This is a genomic window from Marinovum sp. E3, assembly GCF_055755275.1.
The window spans coordinates 761,685-779,176 of record NZ_CM146908.1; the positions used below are offsets into that span (position 1 = coordinate 761,685).

13 protein-coding genes are annotated in these 17,492 nt (G+C 65.9%); 7 read left to right on the top strand and 6 right to left on the bottom strand.

What is annotated here, in order from left to right:
• Window positions 1-50 precede the first annotated feature (50 nt).
• From AC0J5K_RS03770 to AC0J5K_RS03795, 6 genes are read left to right on the top strand one after another with little or no spacing between them, the layout of a single operon-like run.
• Window positions 51-1,664 carry a GMC family oxidoreductase gene (locus tag AC0J5K_RS03770; protein WP_211568826.1) on the top strand — a complete coding sequence of 538 codons (1,614 nt, stop codon included), beginning with the start codon at window positions 51-53 and terminating at the stop codon, window positions 1,662-1,664.
• 14 nt (window positions 1,665-1,678) lie between these two features.
• Window positions 1,679-2,635, top strand: a complete 957-nt coding sequence (locus tag AC0J5K_RS03775) for an ABC transporter permease (RefSeq protein WP_473009800.1) — start codon at window positions 1,679-1,681, stop codon at window positions 2,633-2,635.
• Window positions 2,636-2,679: 44 nt separating this feature from the next.
• Window positions 2,680-3,711, top strand: coding sequence for a sugar ABC transporter substrate-binding protein (locus AC0J5K_RS03780; RefSeq protein ID WP_274565594.1), 1,032 nt, complete (start codon window positions 2,680-2,682; stop codon window positions 3,709-3,711).
• Window positions 3,712-3,767: 56 nt separating this feature from the next.
• The gene (locus tag AC0J5K_RS03785) at window positions 3,768-4,748 is read left to right on the top strand and encodes an ABC transporter permease (protein ID WP_274565593.1); all 981 of its coding nucleotides are present in this window, start codon (window positions 3,768-3,770) and stop codon (window positions 4,746-4,748) included.
• On the top strand, window positions 4,745-6,247 hold the full coding sequence (locus AC0J5K_RS03790) for a sugar ABC transporter ATP-binding protein (protein ID WP_274565592.1): 1,503 nt from the start codon (window positions 4,745-4,747) through the stop codon (window positions 6,245-6,247). The genes AC0J5K_RS03785 and AC0J5K_RS03790 overlap by 4 nt, the downstream gene beginning before the upstream one ends.
• Before the next feature lie 40 nt (window positions 6,248-6,287).
• Window positions 6,288-7,724, top strand: coding sequence for an aldehyde dehydrogenase family protein (locus AC0J5K_RS03795; RefSeq protein WP_274565591.1), 1,437 nt, complete (start codon window positions 6,288-6,290; stop codon window positions 7,722-7,724).
• Between the two features lie 39 nt (window positions 7,725-7,763).
• Here AC0J5K_RS03795 and AC0J5K_RS03800 read toward each other — a convergent pair whose 3' ends face one another.
• Window positions 7,764-9,683 carry an acyl CoA:acetate/3-ketoacid CoA transferase gene (locus AC0J5K_RS03800; protein WP_274565590.1) on the bottom strand — a complete coding sequence of 640 codons (1,920 nt, stop codon included), beginning with the start codon at window positions 9,681-9,683 and terminating at the stop codon, window positions 7,764-7,766.
• Window positions 9,684-9,813: 130 nt separating this feature from the next.
• On the opposite strand from AC0J5K_RS03800, the gene AC0J5K_RS03805 reads away from it, so the two are divergent.
• Window positions 9,814-11,889 (top strand): FAD-dependent oxidoreductase, encoded by a 2,076-nt coding sequence (locus AC0J5K_RS03805; protein ID WP_274565589.1) that lies wholly within the window; start codon window positions 9,814-9,816, stop codon window positions 11,887-11,889.
• Here the strand turns inward: AC0J5K_RS03805 and AC0J5K_RS03810 are convergent.
• The 5 genes from AC0J5K_RS03810 to AC0J5K_RS03830 form a co-directional block, all read right to left on the bottom strand.
• A complete protein-coding gene (locus tag AC0J5K_RS03810; RefSeq protein WP_274565588.1) occupies window positions 11,859-12,875 on the bottom strand; it encodes a LacI family DNA-binding transcriptional regulator in 1,017 nt (338 codons plus the stop codon). The two genes, AC0J5K_RS03805 and AC0J5K_RS03810, sit on opposite strands and share 31 nt — an antisense overlap.
• Before the next feature lie 76 nt (window positions 12,876-12,951).
• Complete coding sequence (locus tag AC0J5K_RS03815) at window positions 12,952-13,269, bottom strand: Dabb family protein (RefSeq protein WP_274565587.1); 318 nt, start codon at window positions 13,267-13,269, stop codon at window positions 12,952-12,954.
• Window positions 13,266-14,858: a GMC family oxidoreductase gene (locus AC0J5K_RS03820; protein ID WP_274565586.1), complete on the bottom strand. Its 1,593-nt coding sequence runs from the start codon at window positions 14,856-14,858 to the stop codon at window positions 13,266-13,268. Before AC0J5K_RS03820 ends, AC0J5K_RS03815 begins: the two co-directional genes overlap by 4 nt.
• A 26-nt stretch (window positions 14,859-14,884) precedes the next feature.
• Window positions 14,885-16,378, bottom strand: coding sequence for a GMC oxidoreductase (locus tag AC0J5K_RS03825; RefSeq protein ID WP_274565585.1), 1,494 nt, complete (start codon window positions 16,376-16,378; stop codon window positions 14,885-14,887).
• On the bottom strand, window positions 16,379-17,491 hold the full coding sequence (locus tag AC0J5K_RS03830; protein WP_074834515.1) for an ABC transporter ATP-binding protein: 1,113 nt from the start codon (window positions 17,489-17,491) through the stop codon (window positions 16,379-16,381).
• Window position 17,492 lies beyond the last annotated feature (1 nt).

Consider the following 17,492-nt stretch of genomic DNA (forward strand, 5'->3'; position numbering starts at 1 on the left):
TTGGTAATACCAAAAATGAGGGGAGGGCGACTTTCCTGGGGAGGGGGATGATGGAGACTTTCGATCATATCGTGATCGGCGGGGGATCGGCGGGCAGCGTGGCCACCGCACGGCTGGTCGAGGGGGGCGCCAAGGTGCTGCTGCTCGAAGGCGGGTATCACCATCGCCATCCTCTGCTCGACATGCCGCCGGGGGTGTTCAAACTGCTCAAGAACGGCTCCAAGTTCTTTCGCACCCACAAATCCACCCCGCAGTCCCAGCTTGGCGGGCGCCAGACCGAGATCCCGCAGGGCAACGTGCTGGGCGGGGGCTCTACCGTGAACGGTCAGGCCTATGTGCGCGGCCGGCCGCAGGATTACGACGCCTGGCACGAAGGGCTGCGCGGCAACAACGACGCCATCGGCTGGGGCTGGGACGCGGTTCTGCCGCATTTCAAGCGGCTTGAGGGCAACCGCAAGTTCAACGACGATCTGCATGGCTGCGACGGGCCGCTGACGGTCTCGGACCCGGGGCATATCGACGATATGGCGCGATGGTTCGTGCAGGCGCTTCAGGCGCAGGGCGAGCCGTTCAACCCGGATTTCAACGGCAAGAGCCAGCGCGGCGCCGGGTTCTTCCAGTTCACCTATGATCGGGGCCAACGGGTTTCGGCGGCCTATGCCTTTCTTGATCCGATCAAGAACAACCCGAAGCTGACGATCCGCCTGCGAAGCACGGTACAGCGCGTGTTGATCCAGGATGGCCGCGCGGTGGGTGTGGTCTATCGCGACAAATCCGGCACCGAGCACACCGCGCGCTGCGCGGGGGAGGTGATCCTTTCGGCGGGGGCGCTGATCACGCCGAAGCTGCTGATGCTCTCGGGGCTGGGCCCAGCGGATCACCTGCGCGACCATGACATCGACGTGGTGCAGGACATGCCGGGCATCGGCCGGAACCTTCAGGATCACCCCGACGTTTCGATCGTCGCGCGCGCGAATGGAAACTACGGCTATTTCAAGCAGGATCGCGGCTGGAACATGCTGCGCAACGGCATGGAGTTCAAACTCTTCGGCCGGGGCCGCATCACCACCACCGGGCTCGAGGCCGCCTGTTTCGTCAACCCAACCGATCCCGAGGCGCTGCCCACGCATGAGGCCTACTGCATCCCGGTGATGTATCTCAATGACGCGCAGGCCAGGACCATCCCCGAGGATTACGGCGTCTCGATCCAGATGGTGCTGCTCAAGCCGCGGTCGACGGGCGATGTGAAATTGGCCTCGGCCAATCCCGAAGACATGCCGCTGGTGAACCCCAACTTCCTGTCGGACGAACGCGACATGGACGAGATGGTCAAGGGGTTGCGCTATTTCCGCGAGACCATGAACCAGTCGCCGCTGGCCGACCGGATTGCCGAGGTCGTGGCGCCCACAGACTATTCCGACGCCGCGCTGCGCGACCATTGCCGCCGCGTGGTCAAGACCAATTTCCACCCCGCCGGCACCGCGAAAATGGGCGCCGATGGCGATCCGATGGCGGTGCTCGATGCGCGCATGAGGGTGCGGGGCGTCGAGGGGCTGCGCGTCTGCGACATGTCCGCCGTGCCCGACATTCCTGCCGGCAACACCAATGCGCCCGCCATGGTGCTGGGCGACCGCTGCGCCGAGATGGTGCTGGGGCGGCTATGAGAAGGATGACAGATATGCCCAACTTCGGACGACTGCTGCGCGAAAGGAACATCATCTTCGTGACCCTCGCGCTCTGTGTGCTGTTCTATCTGATCAGCCCGCGCTTTCTGAGCCTCGACAACATGTCGGCCATCTCGCGCCAGATCGTGCCCATCGGGCTGATCGCGCTGGGGCAGTATTTTGTCGTGGTCTCGGGCAATATCGACCTGTCGATGGGCATGGGATCGGTGCTCTTTGCCATCGTTTTGGGCGTGTTCTTCGGCCTCACGGGCGGCGTCGCCCGCGGGATTGTCGCGGTGATCGTCTGCTCGCTGGCGCTGGGCTTCTTCAACGGGGTGCTGGTGGCCAAGCTCAAGTTACCGGCCTTCATCGTCACGCTCGCCATGCTGTTCAGCGCGCAGGGGCTTTCGGGCCTGATCATCCCGCGCGGGCAACAGATTTTCCTGATGGGCGATTTCTTCCGCTTCATTGGCGCCGGCAAGTTCATGGGGCTCTACTGGTCGTTCCTGTTCCTCGTGGCGCTCTTCGTGCTGGCCTATGTGGTCTACAACCACACCCGCTGGGGCGCCTATGTGATCGCCATCGGCAATTCCGAGGAAAACGCCCGCCTCGCCGGCATCGATGTCGACCGGGTCAAGATCGGGGTGTTCATGTTCTCGGCACTGTGCAGCGGGCTGGCGGGGATCGTCCTGTCCTCGCGCATGGGGTTCGTGCAGCCGGGGCTGGACGGCAACGGCCTGCTGCTCGACGGCATCGCCGCGATCATCATCGGCGGCACGCTGATCCTGGGCGGGCGCGGCACCATTGGCGGCGCTTTCTGGGGCCTGCTGTTCATCGGCGTCATCAACAACGCGCTCAACCTGCTCAACGTCGAGGACGTCTGGCACCAGGTGTTCAAGGGGGCGGTCATTCTGGCCGCGCTGGGGGCCAACTGGCTGCTCTGGCAGTCGCGGCAGGTCGAGGCGCATTGACCCGCGAAATTACCAAAGACCAATCAACAAGGAGGAGACTACAGATGACTTTCAAACGGACATTCGCCAGCACGCTTGCGCTGGCCACGGGGCTGGCCGGCGGCGCGCTGGCCGACGAAGGCAAGCTCGACATCGTGTTCATCAACGATGGCCATGTCGCGCCCTATCACGTCGCCTGGCTCTCGGGGTTCGAGGACGCCATCGAAGCCTATGACGACGCCTTCGAGGAGATCGAGATCACCGGCCGCTGGCTCTCGGCTGAAGGCTCGCTGGAAAAGATGATCCAGCAGACCGAAGTGACGATCAACGAAAAGCCCGATGTGATGTTCGTCAACGCCATCAACGTCGATGCGTTTGAGCCGCTGGTGGCCAAGGCGCAGGAGGCGGGCATCACCTGGGTCGCCGTGCATTCGCCGATGGAAAGCGCGGACTACAGCTTTACCCTGGGCGACGTGGCCAATGGCACCAATCAGGGCATGGCGATGTGCGCGCTGTCGGGCGGAGAGGCCTACAAGGTGGCCGTGATGCTGGGGCAGGCGGGCAACCCGTCGGGCGAGGCGCGGCGCGAAGGCATCATGAAGGGTATCGCCTCGTGCGACAATGTCGAGGTGGTGGCCGAACAGCCCGCCGACTGGGACACCGTCAAGGCGCAGTCGATTGCCGAGAACTGGATGACGCAATATCCGGACCTCGATGCCATCTCGGGCGTGACCGACGCGTATATGTACCCCTCGATTGCCATCGCCACCAACTCGGGCAAGGACCTGGAGTTCTTTGGCTATGACGGCGACATCCCGATCCTGCAACAGATGCAGGACGGGCCGGTCAAGGCCGATATCCTGCTGTCGGGCACCCGCGAGGGCTGGAACTTCGTGCAGATGGCCTATCGCATCCACAAGGGCGAGACGCCGGACAAGGTCTATGACTTCTTCACCCCGCTGGTGATGAGCGAAGAGAACCACAAGCTGGCACTGGCGAACGGCTTTCCCGAGGACGTGCAGGTCTATTACGTCGATCAGGCGCTCGACGTGGCCGCCAAGGGCTATCTCGAGTTCGGCCCGGATTCGGTGAAGTAACGACACGACCGGGGCGGCCCCCAGCCGGGGCCGTCCCCTTCCGGGGAGGAGAGACCATGACCACAGCCACCGCCACGACGCCGTCACGGCCGGGCTTCAAGCTCGACAGCCTGACCCAGCGCTACCTGTTCCTGATCCTGCTGATCGTCATCGCCTCGGTGGGCTTCGGCATCGCCAACGAAAATTTCTATTCGCTGGCCAATATCGGCATCCTGCTGCGCTCCATTGCGGTGCTGTTCCTGCTGTCGATGGGCATGACCTTCATCATGCTGACCGGCGGCATCGACCTTTCGGTCGGCTCCAACGTCGCCTTTTCCGGCGGGGTGGGCGTGGTGGCGCTGACCGCCACCGGTTCGGCCCCCATCGGGTTTGCCGCCGCCGTCGCCGCCGGCATGGCGATCGGCGCGATCAACGGCGTTTTCATCGGGCGGCTGAGGCTTTCGGCCTTCATGGTGACGCTGGCGACCTACGCGCTGGCCCGGGGCATGGCGCTGGTGATCTATAATGCGGATTCGATCAATGTCTCCGACGCCGCCTTCCTCTGGCTGGGCGGGGTGAGCTGGGGCAACATGCCGGTGGTCATCCCCTTTGTCGCACTGGTTTTCGTCGCGCTCTCGGTGCTGCTCTACAAGTCCACTTTCGGCCGCGATGTCTATGCCGCCGGGTCGAATATCAACACCGCCTTCGTGCTGGGCCGCCGGCCGGAACGCACCTTGGTCTGGGTCTATGTCCTCTCGGGCGCATTGGCGGGCCTCTCGGCCATCATCACCGTCGGCCGCGTCTCCTCGGGGCAGCCCTGGGCGGGGCTCTACCTCGAATTCGACGCCATCACCGCGGTGATCCTTGGCGGCACCTCGCTCTTTGGCGGTCGCGGGCGGCTGCTCGGCACAATCCTCGGCGTCCTGCTCTACGGCATCATCATCAACGGCCTCGTACTGACCGGCACCAATCCCTATTTGCAGAGCCTGATCAAGGGGATGATCCTGCTGGGCGTGGTGCTGCTCGACACGCTGGTACAGCGGAGGAACGCGCAATGACCAAACGGCTCGACATGAAGGGCATCGGCAAGAGCTTTTTCGCCACCCGCGCCCTCGACAACGTGAATTTTACCTGCGTGGCGGGCGAGGTGCATGCGCTGGTGGGGTTGAACGGCGCCGGGAAATCGACGCTGATGAAGATCCTCGGCGGCGTCTATCAGAAAGACGAAGGCGTGATCGAGATCGACGGCGCAAAAGTCGAGATCGCCGCGCCCTCGGACGCCGGAGACCGTGGCATCGCGATGATCCACCAGGAGCTGTCGCTGATCAACGAGCTGACCGTGGCGGGCAACATCTTCCTCGGCCGCGAGCTGCGCCACGGCGCCACGCCCTTCGTCAACAAGCGTAAAATGGCGCGGCAGGTGCGGGCCCAGCTTGATCGCTTCGGGCTGACGCTCGACCCCAACCGCAAGGTGGCCGACCTGAACTCGGGCGAAAAGCAGATCGTCGAGATCATCCGCGCGCTGATGTCGGACGCCTGGCTGATCGTGATGGACGAGCCGACCTCGGCGTTGTCGGAAGAGGACAAGGAGATGCTGTTCGACTTCATCCGCAAGATGAAGGAAGAGGGCATCGCCATCATCTATATCTCGCACCACATGCCCGAGATCTTCAGCATTGCCGAACAGGTGACGGTGATGCGCGACGGGGTGATCGTACTGTCGGAACGCACCGCCGCCTCGTCCGAGGATCATGTCATCCGGTCGATGACCGGCGCCGAGCTCGACCATTTCGTCAAACCGCACAAGGAGATCACCGGCAAGACCATCCTGACGGTGGAAAACCTCACCCATCTCGGTGCCTACGAGGACATTTCCTTCAATGTCCATGAAGGCGAGATCGTGGTGATGACCGGGCTGCGCGGCTGCGGCGCCCCGGAACTGGCCAAGGCGATCTTTGGGCTGGACGGCAGTTACGCGGGCAAGATCTCCTATTTCGGCCAGCCATTGAAGCCAGGACGCGGCCCGGCGCAGGCGGTGGCCGACGGCATGGGGCTGGTGACGGAAAACCGCGACAAGAACGGCATCCTGCCGCCACTCTCCGTGCGCGACAACATCGCGCTGCCCTATCTGGAGAAATCGGTGAAGGCCGGATTGATTGACGGCCGCCGGATCGACGCGCTGGTCGACAAGGCGATCCGCGACACCTCGACCAAGACCTCCTCGCCGGAACAGGAGATCCGCTTTCTCTCGGGGGGCAACAAGCAGAAAATCTGTTTTTCCCGCTGGCTCGACCCGGACCTGAAACTGCTGATCCTGCTCGAGCCGACGCGCGGCATCGACGTTCACGCCAAGGCCGACATCTACCGCATTATCGAAGACCTCGCCGGCCGCGGCGTCGGCATCCTGATCCTGTCGTATGAAATCGACGAGGTCATCATGCTCGCCGACCGCGTGCTCACCCTCTACCAGGGTGCGACGGTCTCGGAATATGCCTATCCCGGTTTCGACAAGGACCGGATGCTGGCCGACATGGCCGGCGCGGGGCAGGGGCACTAGCCGCCCGCCCGCGCCGCACCCCATCCAAAAGGACACCGACATGACCACCTATTATCAGGCGTTCATCGCCAATGAGTTCACCGATGCCGCCGGCGGCGACCGTCGGCCCGTGCGCAATCCGGCGACCGGCGCGGTCTGGGCCGAGGTGCCCGAATGCGGCCCCGAGGATGCCCGCCGCGCGATCGACGCCGCCGAGGCCGCCCGCCGCGACTGGGCGGCGCTGCCTTCGGTCAAACGTGCCGAATACATCTATCGCGTCGCCGAGGCCCTGCGCACCGAACGCGACCATTTCGCCCGGCTGCTGGTGATGGAGCAGGGCAAGCCCTTGGCCGAGGCCGGGGCCGAGGTCGACGATACCATCCGCTACATGACCTATGCCGCCGAGGCCGCGCGGCGCATCCAGGGCGAGATCCTGCCCTCTGACCTGCCCAATGAACAGTTGTTCATCTACCGCGTCCCCTATGGCACGACGCTGGGCATCTGCGCCTACAATTATCCGCTCGCCCTGATCGGGCGCAAGCTCGGGCCGGCGCTGGTGACCGGCAATGTCATGGTGATCAAACCGCATGAGGCGACCCCGGTGACCGGCAGCGAATTCTGCCGGCTGGTGCGCGACGCCGGCCTGCCGGCGGGCGTTGTCGGGCTGGTCACCGGCGGCGGGGCCGAGCTGGGCGCGGCGCTGGTCTCCAATCCCGCGACCCGTCTGGTCAGCGTTACCGGATCGACCCGCGCCGGCCAGGCCATCGCGGCGGCGGCGGCGCAGCACCTTGCGGCGCTGTCGCTGGAACTGGGCGGCAATGCGCCGTTCATCGTGCTCAAGGACGCCGATCTCGATGCGGCGGTCGAGGCGGCGGTGGTGGCGCGATATGCCAATGCCGGACAGGTCTGCATCTGCAACGAAAGCGTGCTGGTCGAGGACAGCGTGGCCGAGGCCTTTACCGAGAAATTGCTTGCCCGCGCCGCGCAGGTGAAGCTGGGCGACCCGATGCAGGATGCGGGCATGGGCCCGGTTTCGACCGAGGGCGCGCTGAGCCGGATCGAGGCGCTGGTGGCACAATCCGTCGATGCGGGCGCACGGGTCGCGCTGGGCGGCAAACGCGGCAGCGGCGATTTCGCCAGCGGCAATTGGTACGAGCCGACCATCCTGCTCGACGCCCAGGCCGACACGCCGGCCGTTTCCGAGGAAATATTCGGCCCCGTCATGCCGGTGGTGCGCATCGGCGGGCTGGACGACGCGCTTCGCATCACCAATGCACGCCCCGACGGGCTCTCGGCCTATCTCTGGACCCGCGACGCCGGCAGCTACATGCGCGCCATCCACGAGATGGAGACCGGCACGATCTTTCTCAACAAGGGGATCTCGGGCTATGTGCAGGGCTATCACAACGGCCACAAACGCTCTGGCCTCGGCGGCGAGGACGGCATTCACGGCCTCGAGGGCTTTTTGCAGAAACGCACGGTCTACATGCAATATTGACGCCGGGCGGGGCGGACCCCGGCAGGCCGGGCAGGGCCCTCAGCCCTCAAGATAGGCGCGGGCCTGTTCGGCCGTCTCGTAGATATGGGTGCGCGCCTCTGGGAAGACCTCGCCCAGCTTCATCCGCATGAAGGCCGAGCCGGAATAGCGCGAGACCTTGGCGTAAAAGCGCGCGTGCAGATCTGCGACCATCCGCGCCCAGGGCTTTTCCAGCGCCTCGTCGATGCGGAAGCCGTCGTAGTTGACCACCACGTCGACCTTGCGGCCGAGCGGCGCGCAGCGCTCTTCGACAAGACGGCCGACGCGGTCCACCTCGGCCTGCGACCGCAGGCGCATCTTTTCGAAATTGAGGAAAAGCTGGCTGGAGGCGGCATCCAGCGCCACGCGATCCGGCAGGTCGAGATGCAGCAGATCGGTGCGCAGGTCCATCTCGCGAGGCCGAAAGATGCGGGCGTCCATCATTGCCACTTCGCCGACAATCGGCCGCACCTCCATCTGGCCGAGAATATCCCGGTCGAGATCCACGCCGGGGGCGATCTCGGTCAGGCGCAGGCCCTCCGGCGTCAGCTCGAAGACGCAGCGTTCGGTCACATAGAGCACCGGCTGGCCCAGCCGCGCCGCGCGGGCACCGGAAAAGGTGACCTGCTCCACGTCGCGCAGAAACTTGCGCGAGGCGCCTTCGCGGCGGATCTGCACCGCGCCGTCCTCCACCGCCAGCTCGAGTCCCTTGGCAGTGAACGTGCCCGCAAAAACCACCGCACGGGCGTTCTGCGAGATATTGATGAAGCCGCCGGCGCCGGCCAGCCGAGGCCCGAAGCGCGAGACGTTGACGTTGCCCAGCCGGTCGGCCTGCGCCAGCCCGAGGCAGGTCATGTCGAGCCCGCCGCCGTCGTAGAAATCGAACTGCGCATTCTGCGGGATCACCGCGTCGGTGTTGACCGCCGCGCCGAAATCGAGGCCCGAGGCCGGCTGGCCGCCGATCACCCCGGGCTCTGCCGTCAGGGTCAGATGCTCCAGCAGGCCTTCCTCGGCAGCGACAGCGGCCACGCCTTCGGGCATGCCGATGCCCAGATTGACCACACCGTTCACCGGCAATTCGAAGGCGCAGCGTCGGGCGATCACCTTGCGCGCGTCAAGCCGCATTGGCGGCATGTCTCCGACCGGGGTGCGCATCCGGTTGGTGAACCCCTGCGAAAACCCGGTGGCATAGGTCTGCACATGATGTTCCGGCTGCGCCACCACCACGGCATCCACCAGAATGCCGGGGATCTGCACCTCGCGCGCGGGCAGGGTGCGGGCGCGGGCCACCCGTTCGACCTGAACGATCACCACGCCGCCGGCGTTCTTCACCGCCATCGCCTGCGCCAGGTTGTCGATGGTCAGCGCCTCGCGCTCCATGGTGATATTGCCGGCCTCGTCGGCGGTGGTGCCCCGCAACAGCGCCACCGACAGCCGCTGCGCCCGATAAAACAGCATCTCCTCAGTGCCGATCTGCATCAGGTCCAGCTGCGGGTCGGTTGAGATATCGTTGATCGCGCCGCCCCCGTTGCGCGGATCGACAAAGGTCTCGAGCCCGACCTTCGACAGCATTCCCGGCTTGCCGGCCGCGATATCGCGGTAGAGCTGACTGATACAGCCCTGCGGCAGGTTCCAGCCCTCGATCTTGCCGGCCACCGCCAGCGCCGCCACCTTGGGGATCAGTCCCCAATGCCCGCCGACCACCCGACGCAGCAGCCCTTCATGGCCCAACCGGTTGAGGCCACGGCTTTTTCCGTCGCCCTGGCCGGCAGCAAAGACGAGGCCAAGGTCGCGCGGCTGGCCGGTTTCGAGAAATCGCGCCTCGAGCGCGGCAAGCAATTCGTCGGGCACGCCGATGCCGACAAAGCCCGAGGTGGTGAGGGTATCGCCGCTCTGGATCAGGGCGGCAGCGTCAGCGGCGGAAACGACCTTGTTTGTCATGGCCTCAGCCTAGGGCCGCGCCGCCACATCGTCCAGCGCCAGACACCGCCGAGGTCGCGTCTTGACAGAAGCGGCGCCATTCAATACGTCTGAATGGAACGTTCCAATAGATCAGTCAGGCCGGACAGAAATGACCCAGACAATCCCGCAAGACATCCTCGATGCGCTGACCGACGTCGATATGCCGCGTCTGGCGCCCGAGCCGGGTTTCGACGACAAGCTGTCGCTGGCCGGGCATGTCATTCCGGTGCATCGGGCCGGCGCCATGGTGGTGGGCAGCGGTGCGGCGGGGCTGCGCGCGGCGGTGGAACTCAAGCGGCGCGGTGGCGATGTGAGCATCGTCAGCCAGAGCGCCTGGGGCGGCACCTCGGCCTGTTCCGGCTCGGACAAGCAGACCTTGCACACCGCCAATACCGCCGATCAGGGCGACAATTTCAAGGAGATGGCCCGCGCCATCCGCTCGGGCGGCGCGATGGACGAGGACACCGCCTATATCGAGGCGGTGGGCTCGGTCCGGGCGATGGCTTCGCTGCAATTTCTCGGTCTTCCGCTGCCGCAGGACGGGTTGGGCGGCACCCTGCGCTATCAGACCGACCATGACGAGGTCGGCCGCGCCACCAGCTGCGGGCCGCGCACCTCGCGGCTGATGGTCAAGGTGCTGGCACAGGAGGCGCTCCGCCTGGGCATCGGCTTTTTCAACCAGACCACCGCCGTACGCATCCTGAGCGACGGCCATCGGGTCACCGGGTTCCTCGCTATCCGCCCGAAGGACCGGTCAGAGCAGAATCCGCTGGGCCTCGCGCTCTTTCGCTGCGAGGCGCTGGTGCTGGCGGCGGGGGGACCGGGCGAGCTCTATCGCGACAGTGTCTTTCCCAACGGCTGTTTCGGCTCGCTCGGGCTGGCGCTGGAGGCCGGGCTCGAGCTGGTCAACATCACCGAGAGCCAGTTCGGCATCGGCACCCGGCGCGAGGGTTTTCCCTGGAACCTGTCGGGCACCTATGTGCAGGTCATCCCGCATATCTATTCGCTCGACGACGCCGGGCAGGAGCGCCATTTCCTCGCCGACTATTACCGCAGCACGCAGGAACTGGCCTCGAACGTCTTTCGCAAGGGCTATCAATGGCCGTTCCATGCCGCGCGGATGCTCGATTTCCGCTCCAGCCTTGTCGACCTGGCGATCTTTCGCGAGACGCAGAAGGGCCGGCGGGTGTTCATGGACTTCAATCGCAACCCTCTGCCGGTGCCCGGCGACGCACCGTTTGACCTCGACCGGCTGGATGACGACGTGCGCGGTTACCTGCGCAATGCCGGGGCCGATCAGGCGCTGCCGATCGACCGGCTGCGGCACATGAACCCGCTCGCGATCGAGCTTTACCGCCGCTACAAGGTCGATATCGCCGCCGATCCGCTGGAATTCGCGGTGAACAACCAGCACATGAACGGCGGCATCGCGGTCGATCCCTGGGGGCGGAGCAATCTCGCCGGGGTCTATGCGGTGGGCGAGGCCGCGGGCACCCATGGCGCCACGCGGCCGGGCGGGTCGGCACTGAATGCCGGGCAGGTCTTTGGCACCCGGGTTGCCGAACATATCGCGGCGGCCGGGCGTGCCTCGGTGCCGGCGCAGGGCCTGGCTCCGGGCGTGGCCGAGGCGGTGGCGGCCATCGACGCGCTGTTGCGGCCGGAAACCGGGGTGCCGTTGCAGGAGGTGCGCCGCGAGGTGCAGGCGCGGATGAGCGACACGGCCGGCATTCTCTGCACCGCAGAAGAGGTGCGCTCCGCCTTGCGGGATGCCCGCGCTTTGAACGCGCGCATCCGGGCGCAGGGCATCGCCTTTGGCCGCAGCAGCGAGGCCGGCCGGGCGCTGCAATGGCAGCAGATGGCGCTGGCCTCGGAGGCGGTGCTGGCGGCGCTCGATCACTACATCTCATCCGGCGGCGGCAGCCGGGGCGCGCGGGCAATCTGCGATCCGGCCGGCACCGCTTTGCCGATGTCGGTCCAAGGCCCGCTGGAAGACGTGCGCTTCCGCCCCGAGCGCGAGGACGACAAGGCCAGCCAGATCACCCTGCGGATGGCGGGCGGCAGGATGACGGTCGCCACGCGACCCAATCGGGCGTTCGACGAAGGGGCCAAGGCGTTTTTCGAGCGCGACTGGCCGGCCTGGCTGACCGGGGCGATCTATGACCTGCCGTCGCCGCCGCTCGACTGACGTACCACCAGGCTCACCGGCGTCCGGGTTTCCCCCGGCGGCGGGGTGCCTTTGTCGAGCCAGCCGATCACCGTTTCCGCCGCCTGCGCGCCGATCCGGGCAATGTCGCAGCGCACCGAGGTGAGCGTGGGAAAGCATTGGGCCGCCTCGGAAATATCGTCGAATCCCACGAGGCGGAAGCCTTGCCCGACGTCGCGACCCACTTCCTGAAAGCCTGACAGCATGCCCAGCGCGACGAGATCGTTGAAACAGACGGCGGCATCGACCTGCGGATGTGTCTCGGCCAGCCGTCTTGCCGTCTCGCGGCCGAATTCGCGGGTCGACTGGCCGGTCAGCATCACCGGCGTCATGCCGGCCTCGGCCAGCGCCGACAGATAGCCGTCCTGGCGCTCTTCCGTCACCGCCCGCCCCTCGAGTCCGCCGACAAAGGCCACCTGCCGCGCGCCTCCGGCCAGCAGATGCCGAGTCGCCTCGCCGCTGCCCCGGGCGTAATCGGGCGCGGTGAGGGGGAAGAGATCGAGCCGGTCGTCGACCCGGCGCAGCATCTGCATCGCCGGAATTCCGGCGCGCGCGATGGCGTCAAAGGTCGCCCGCGTCTCGCCATAGGCCGGGCAGAGGATCAGCGCCGAAACACCATGTTCGATCATCGAGCCGACCACCTGGGCTTGCAGCCCCGGGTCTTCGTCGGTGTTGGCGATGACGGCGGAATACCCTTTGTCCGCCAGTGCCATCTGCAAGGACGTGGCGAATTCGGTAAAGAACGGGTTGCGCAGATCATTGATCACCAGCCCGACCAGCCCGGCATTCGAAGACCGCATGTTGGCGGCCGATCGGTTGTAGACATAGCCGATCCGCGCCATCGCGGCGCGCACCTGCTTGCGGGTCTCGTCGCGCACCGAGGCGCTGTTCTGCAACACCAGGCTGACGGTCGATTTCGACACGCCCGCCTCGCGCGCGACGTCGATGATGGTCGGTCTGCGGGTCATTTCTGTGCTCTTCCGCCGTTCTCCTCGGATCAACCTGCCATAGGCCGGTCCGAGGGCAAACGCCAGTCGTGACCGCTCAGGCGCCCGCGACCTCCAGGTCGAAACAGAGAATGCCGTCCTTGCCGCCCTGGGCGTGTTCGGTCAGCTTGGCGCCGGCAATCTGATGATCAGGATGGTCCTGATAGGCCTGCAACCCGTCCCAGTCGGTGAAATCGGCGATAAAGCCGTGCATGTAGCCGCGCTCCATCTTTTCCGGGCTTTCGCTCTTGCCGGCGGTGATGCCGAGGCAGGCGGGCAGCTTGTCCTCGATCTCTTTCAGTTCGGCAAACAGTGCGGCGATCTTCGCCTCGCTCACCTCCGGCTGGAACCGGATCAATACCACGTGTCGGATCATGCTTTCATCCCGTTGTCTGATTTGATCATCTCTGCCGCCTTTTCGCCGATCATGATGGCGGCGGCGTTGGTGTTCGAGGAGATCACCGTCGGCATGATCGAATTGTCGACCACCCGCAGTCGCTCGATGCCGTTGAACCGCAGGCGGGTGTCCACCACCGCGCCGTCATCCACCCCCATCCGACAGGTGCCCGCGCAATGGTGCGAGGTTTTGGAATGGATGCAGATGAAATCGAAATACGCCTGATCGGTCTTCACATCCGGGCCGGGCAGGCGTTCGGCCAGGATGTATTTGGCCAGCGGGGCTTGCGACAGGATCTCCTGCGTCAGCTTCAGCCCGCGGATCGACATCGCGCGATCCAGCGGGTCTTGCAGATAGTTCGGATCGATCAGCGGCGCCTTGGCCGGATCGGCGTTCTGCAATCGGACGGTGCCACGCGAGCGCGGGCGCAGGTAGCAGGAATTCAGCGTGATCCCGCCCTGCGGCATGGCGGCGACCCCATGTTCGATGCCGGTGCCGAGGCCGAGGTGGAACTGGATGTCGGGCGAACGCGCGTCGGGATCGGCGTACCAGAAGCCGCCGGTCTCGAACAGCGACGAGGCCACCGGCCCCTTGCGGCCCATGACATATTGCAGCCCGGCCAGCGCCGCCCAATGCGGCCGGGCGTAGCGGTCATAGCTGTAGGGGCCGGACAGCTCGCTGATGCAGTAAAGGTCGAGGTGGTCTTGGAGGTTCGCACCGATCTCGGGCTGGTCGGCCACCACGTCGATGCCGAGCTGCGACAGATGGTCCGCCGGTCCGAGGCCCGAGAGCTGCAAGAGGCGTGGCGAGCCCACGGCACCGGAGCAGAGCAGCACCTCGCGATCCGCCATCAGCCGCGTGCCGTCCATCATCTCGACGCCGGTGGCGCAGCCACGCTCGACCAGCAGCCTGCGCACCTGCGCGCCAAGCTTGACCGTCAGGTTCGGGCGCCCGCGGTTCGGGGTGACATAGGCCATCGCCGCCGAGGAGCGCCGCACATTGCGCTGGGTCAGCTGGTAATAGCAGACACCATCTTGCGTTTCGCTGTTGATGTCGGGGTTGCGCGGAATGCCAAGCGCGGCGGCGGCTTCGAAATAGGCCTCGCAGATCGGCAGCGGCGCGCGCGGTTCGCTGACCCCCAGCGGCCCGCCCTTGCCATGGAAGGCGTTCTCGTAGGTCTCGTTGTCCTCGGCCTTCTTGAAATAGGGCAACACGTCGTCATAGCCCCAGCCGGTGCAGCCCATCTGTCGCCAGTCGTCGTAGTCCTGGGGATTGCCGCGGGTGTAGATCTGGGCGTTGATCGCCGAGCCGCCGCCGATCACCTTGGCCTGGGTGTAACGGAACACCTTGTTCTGCATGTGTTTCTGCGGAACCGTGTCCCAGCCCCAGGAGCCGATGCCCTTGGTCATCTTGGCGAAGCCGGCGGGCAGGTGGTAGAAGGGATGGCGGTCGCTGCCCCCCGCTTCCAGCAGCAGCACCCGCGCCGAGGCGTCCTCGGACAACCGCCCGGCCAGGACCGAACCGGCCGAGCCGCCGCCGATGATGATGAAATCGTAACCTTTGGACATGGGGTCTTCCTGAGTTTGGGGCGTGGTCAGCCCGCGAGATCGTGCTGGCGCAGATGCGCCCCGGCCCGCAACGCCAGCGCCGCTACGGTCAGCGCCGGGTTCACCGCGGCCGAGGTCGGCAGGAGCGCGGCGTCGGTGATGAAGAGGTTGGGGTGGTCGTGGCTGCGGCCAAAGCTGTCGGTGACGCTGGCACCCGGGTCATCGCCCATCCGCGCGGTGCCGCATTGATGCGACGGCGTGCGCCGATCAAAGGGTTTCGCCACAACCACCGGATAGCCTGCCTTGCGCAGCAGCCGCTTGAGCCGGCTGACCAGCGCGGCATGGGCCTGCATGTTCGAGCGCTGCCAGTCGAGCACGATCTGCCCGTTTTTCAGCGTCACCCGGCTGGCGGGGTTGGGCAGATCCTCGGACATGGCATAAAGGTCGATCGAGCGGGCGGCGATCCAGTCGGCCAGCGGCCCCGGCAGGCCGGAGCTGGCGCGCAGGATCGGACCCGAGATCTTGCCCAGCAGCTGGATATTGCCCAGCGGTTCGCCGCCGGGCCCGCCGGTGAGGTAAAAATCGTTCAGCATAAGGGTCTTCTGATAGACCGACGGGTTCTTGCGCAGCGGGTGCAGGGCCAGAACCGCCGAGCAATTGTGGTTCATGAAATTGCGCCCGACCTGATCGGAGCGATTGGCGAGCCCGGTGGGGCAGCTCTCGTCCGCCGAGGCCAGCAGCAGCGCGGCGCTCTGCACCGCGCCGGCGGCCAGGGCGACGAGGCCGGCCTCGATCACCTCGCCGCTCTCCAGTTCGACACCGCGCAGCCGGTTGCCCGCGCCGCGCAGCAGCCGCCTGACCCGCGCCCCGGTGCGCAGTGTCACGTTGTCCTGCGCCAGCGCCTGGGTCAGCGCGGCGCTTTCGGCGTCACGTTTGCCGCCATTGGTGTCGGGAAAGGCATCCCAGGGCGTCCTGGCCCGCGACAGCCAGCGCTCCAGATCGACCGCCAGCGGCACCGATGACGGATGCAGGCCGAGCGCGGCCAGCCGGTCGCGCAGATCGGCGATGACCGGTTCATGCGGCACCGGGCCAAAGGGATAGTCGCGGGCATGCGGCGGTTCCGTCGGGTCGTCTCCGGTCTTGCCGCGCACGCTGTAGAGCCGCTCGGCCTCGCAATAGAATGGTTCGAGATCGGCATAGGAGATCGGCCAGCCCGGCGTGGTGCCGCCGATGTGGCGCAGGGGGCGGAAATCCTCGGCGCGATAGCGGATCAGCGCGCCGCCGTAGAATTTCGAGTTGCCGCCGACATTGTAGTAGTTGCCGGGGTTGAAGGCGCGGCCGGCCCCGTCGAGCCATTGTTCGTCCGGGCGGTAATGGCCGCGCGCAAAGATCGCCTCGGGATCGCGATCATGTTCCGAAGGGCGCAGATGGTGGCCGCGTTCGAGGATGACGATGCGGCGGCCGCTCGGCGCCAGGCTGGCGGCGAGCGTTGCTCCGCCGATCCCGGAGCCGAGGATCACGATATCCGCCGCCGCGCGCATTCAGGAAATCCGCAGCTCGGTTTCGGGATCGAAGGCCACCGCCTTGTCCATGTTGATGGCAAAGGGGAAGCTTTGCCCGGCATGGACATCCACATCGGCGCGGAACCGTCCGGTGACCTCCTTGCCCCCGAGCTGGGTGACGACAAAGGTGTCCGAGCCCGCCGGTTCGGTCACTTCCACATGCGCCTCGACGATCTGCACCGAACGGCTGTTGCGGTCGGCACCGTCGCGGTCGGTGATCGCTTCGGGGCGCAGGCCCAGCACGATCTCGCGGCCGTCGTGCGCCTCGAACCCCTTGCCTTCGGGAAAGGGCAGGGTGGCCTCGGTGCCGTCGGCCAGCCCGGCCATGGCCACCGCGCGTCCGTTTTCCACCGCGATGCGGGCGGGGAAGAGGTTCATCGAGGGCGAGCCCATGAAGCCCGCCACGAACATGTTGGCCGGATTGTCATAGATCTCCTTGGGCGTGCCCAGCTGCTGCACATGGCCGCCGAACATCACCGCGATCCGGGTCGAGAGCGTCAGCGCCTCGATCTGGTCATGCGTCACATAGACGATGGTGGTCTTGAGCTTCTGGTGCAGTTTCTTGATCTCGGTGCGCATGTCGACGCGCAGCTTGGCATCGAGGTTTGACAGCGGTTCGTCGAACAGGAAGACATCGGGGTCACGCACCAGCGCCCGGCCCATGGCGACCCGCTGACGCTGGCCGCCGGAGAGCTGGCCGGGCTTGCGATCGAGCAGGTGCTTGATCTGCAACAGATCCGCCACCTCGTTCATCGCCTTCTCGCGCTCGGGCTTGGGCGTGCCGTGCATCTCGAGGCCAAAGACGATGTTCTGGCCGACGTTCATGTTGGGGTAGAGCGCGTAGCTCTGGAACACCATGGCGATGTTGCGCTCGGCCGGCCGGACGCCGTTCATCGACCGGCCCTTGATGGCGATGTCGCCCGAGGTGACCTCTTCCAGCCCGGCGATCATGTTGAGCAGGGTGGACTTGCCGCAGCCCGAGGGGCCGACGAGCACGAGGAATTCGCCTTCCTCGACCGAGATATTGGTCTCGTGCAGCACTTTGACCGTGCCATAGGATTTGGTGGCATTGTTGATATCGAGAAATCCCATC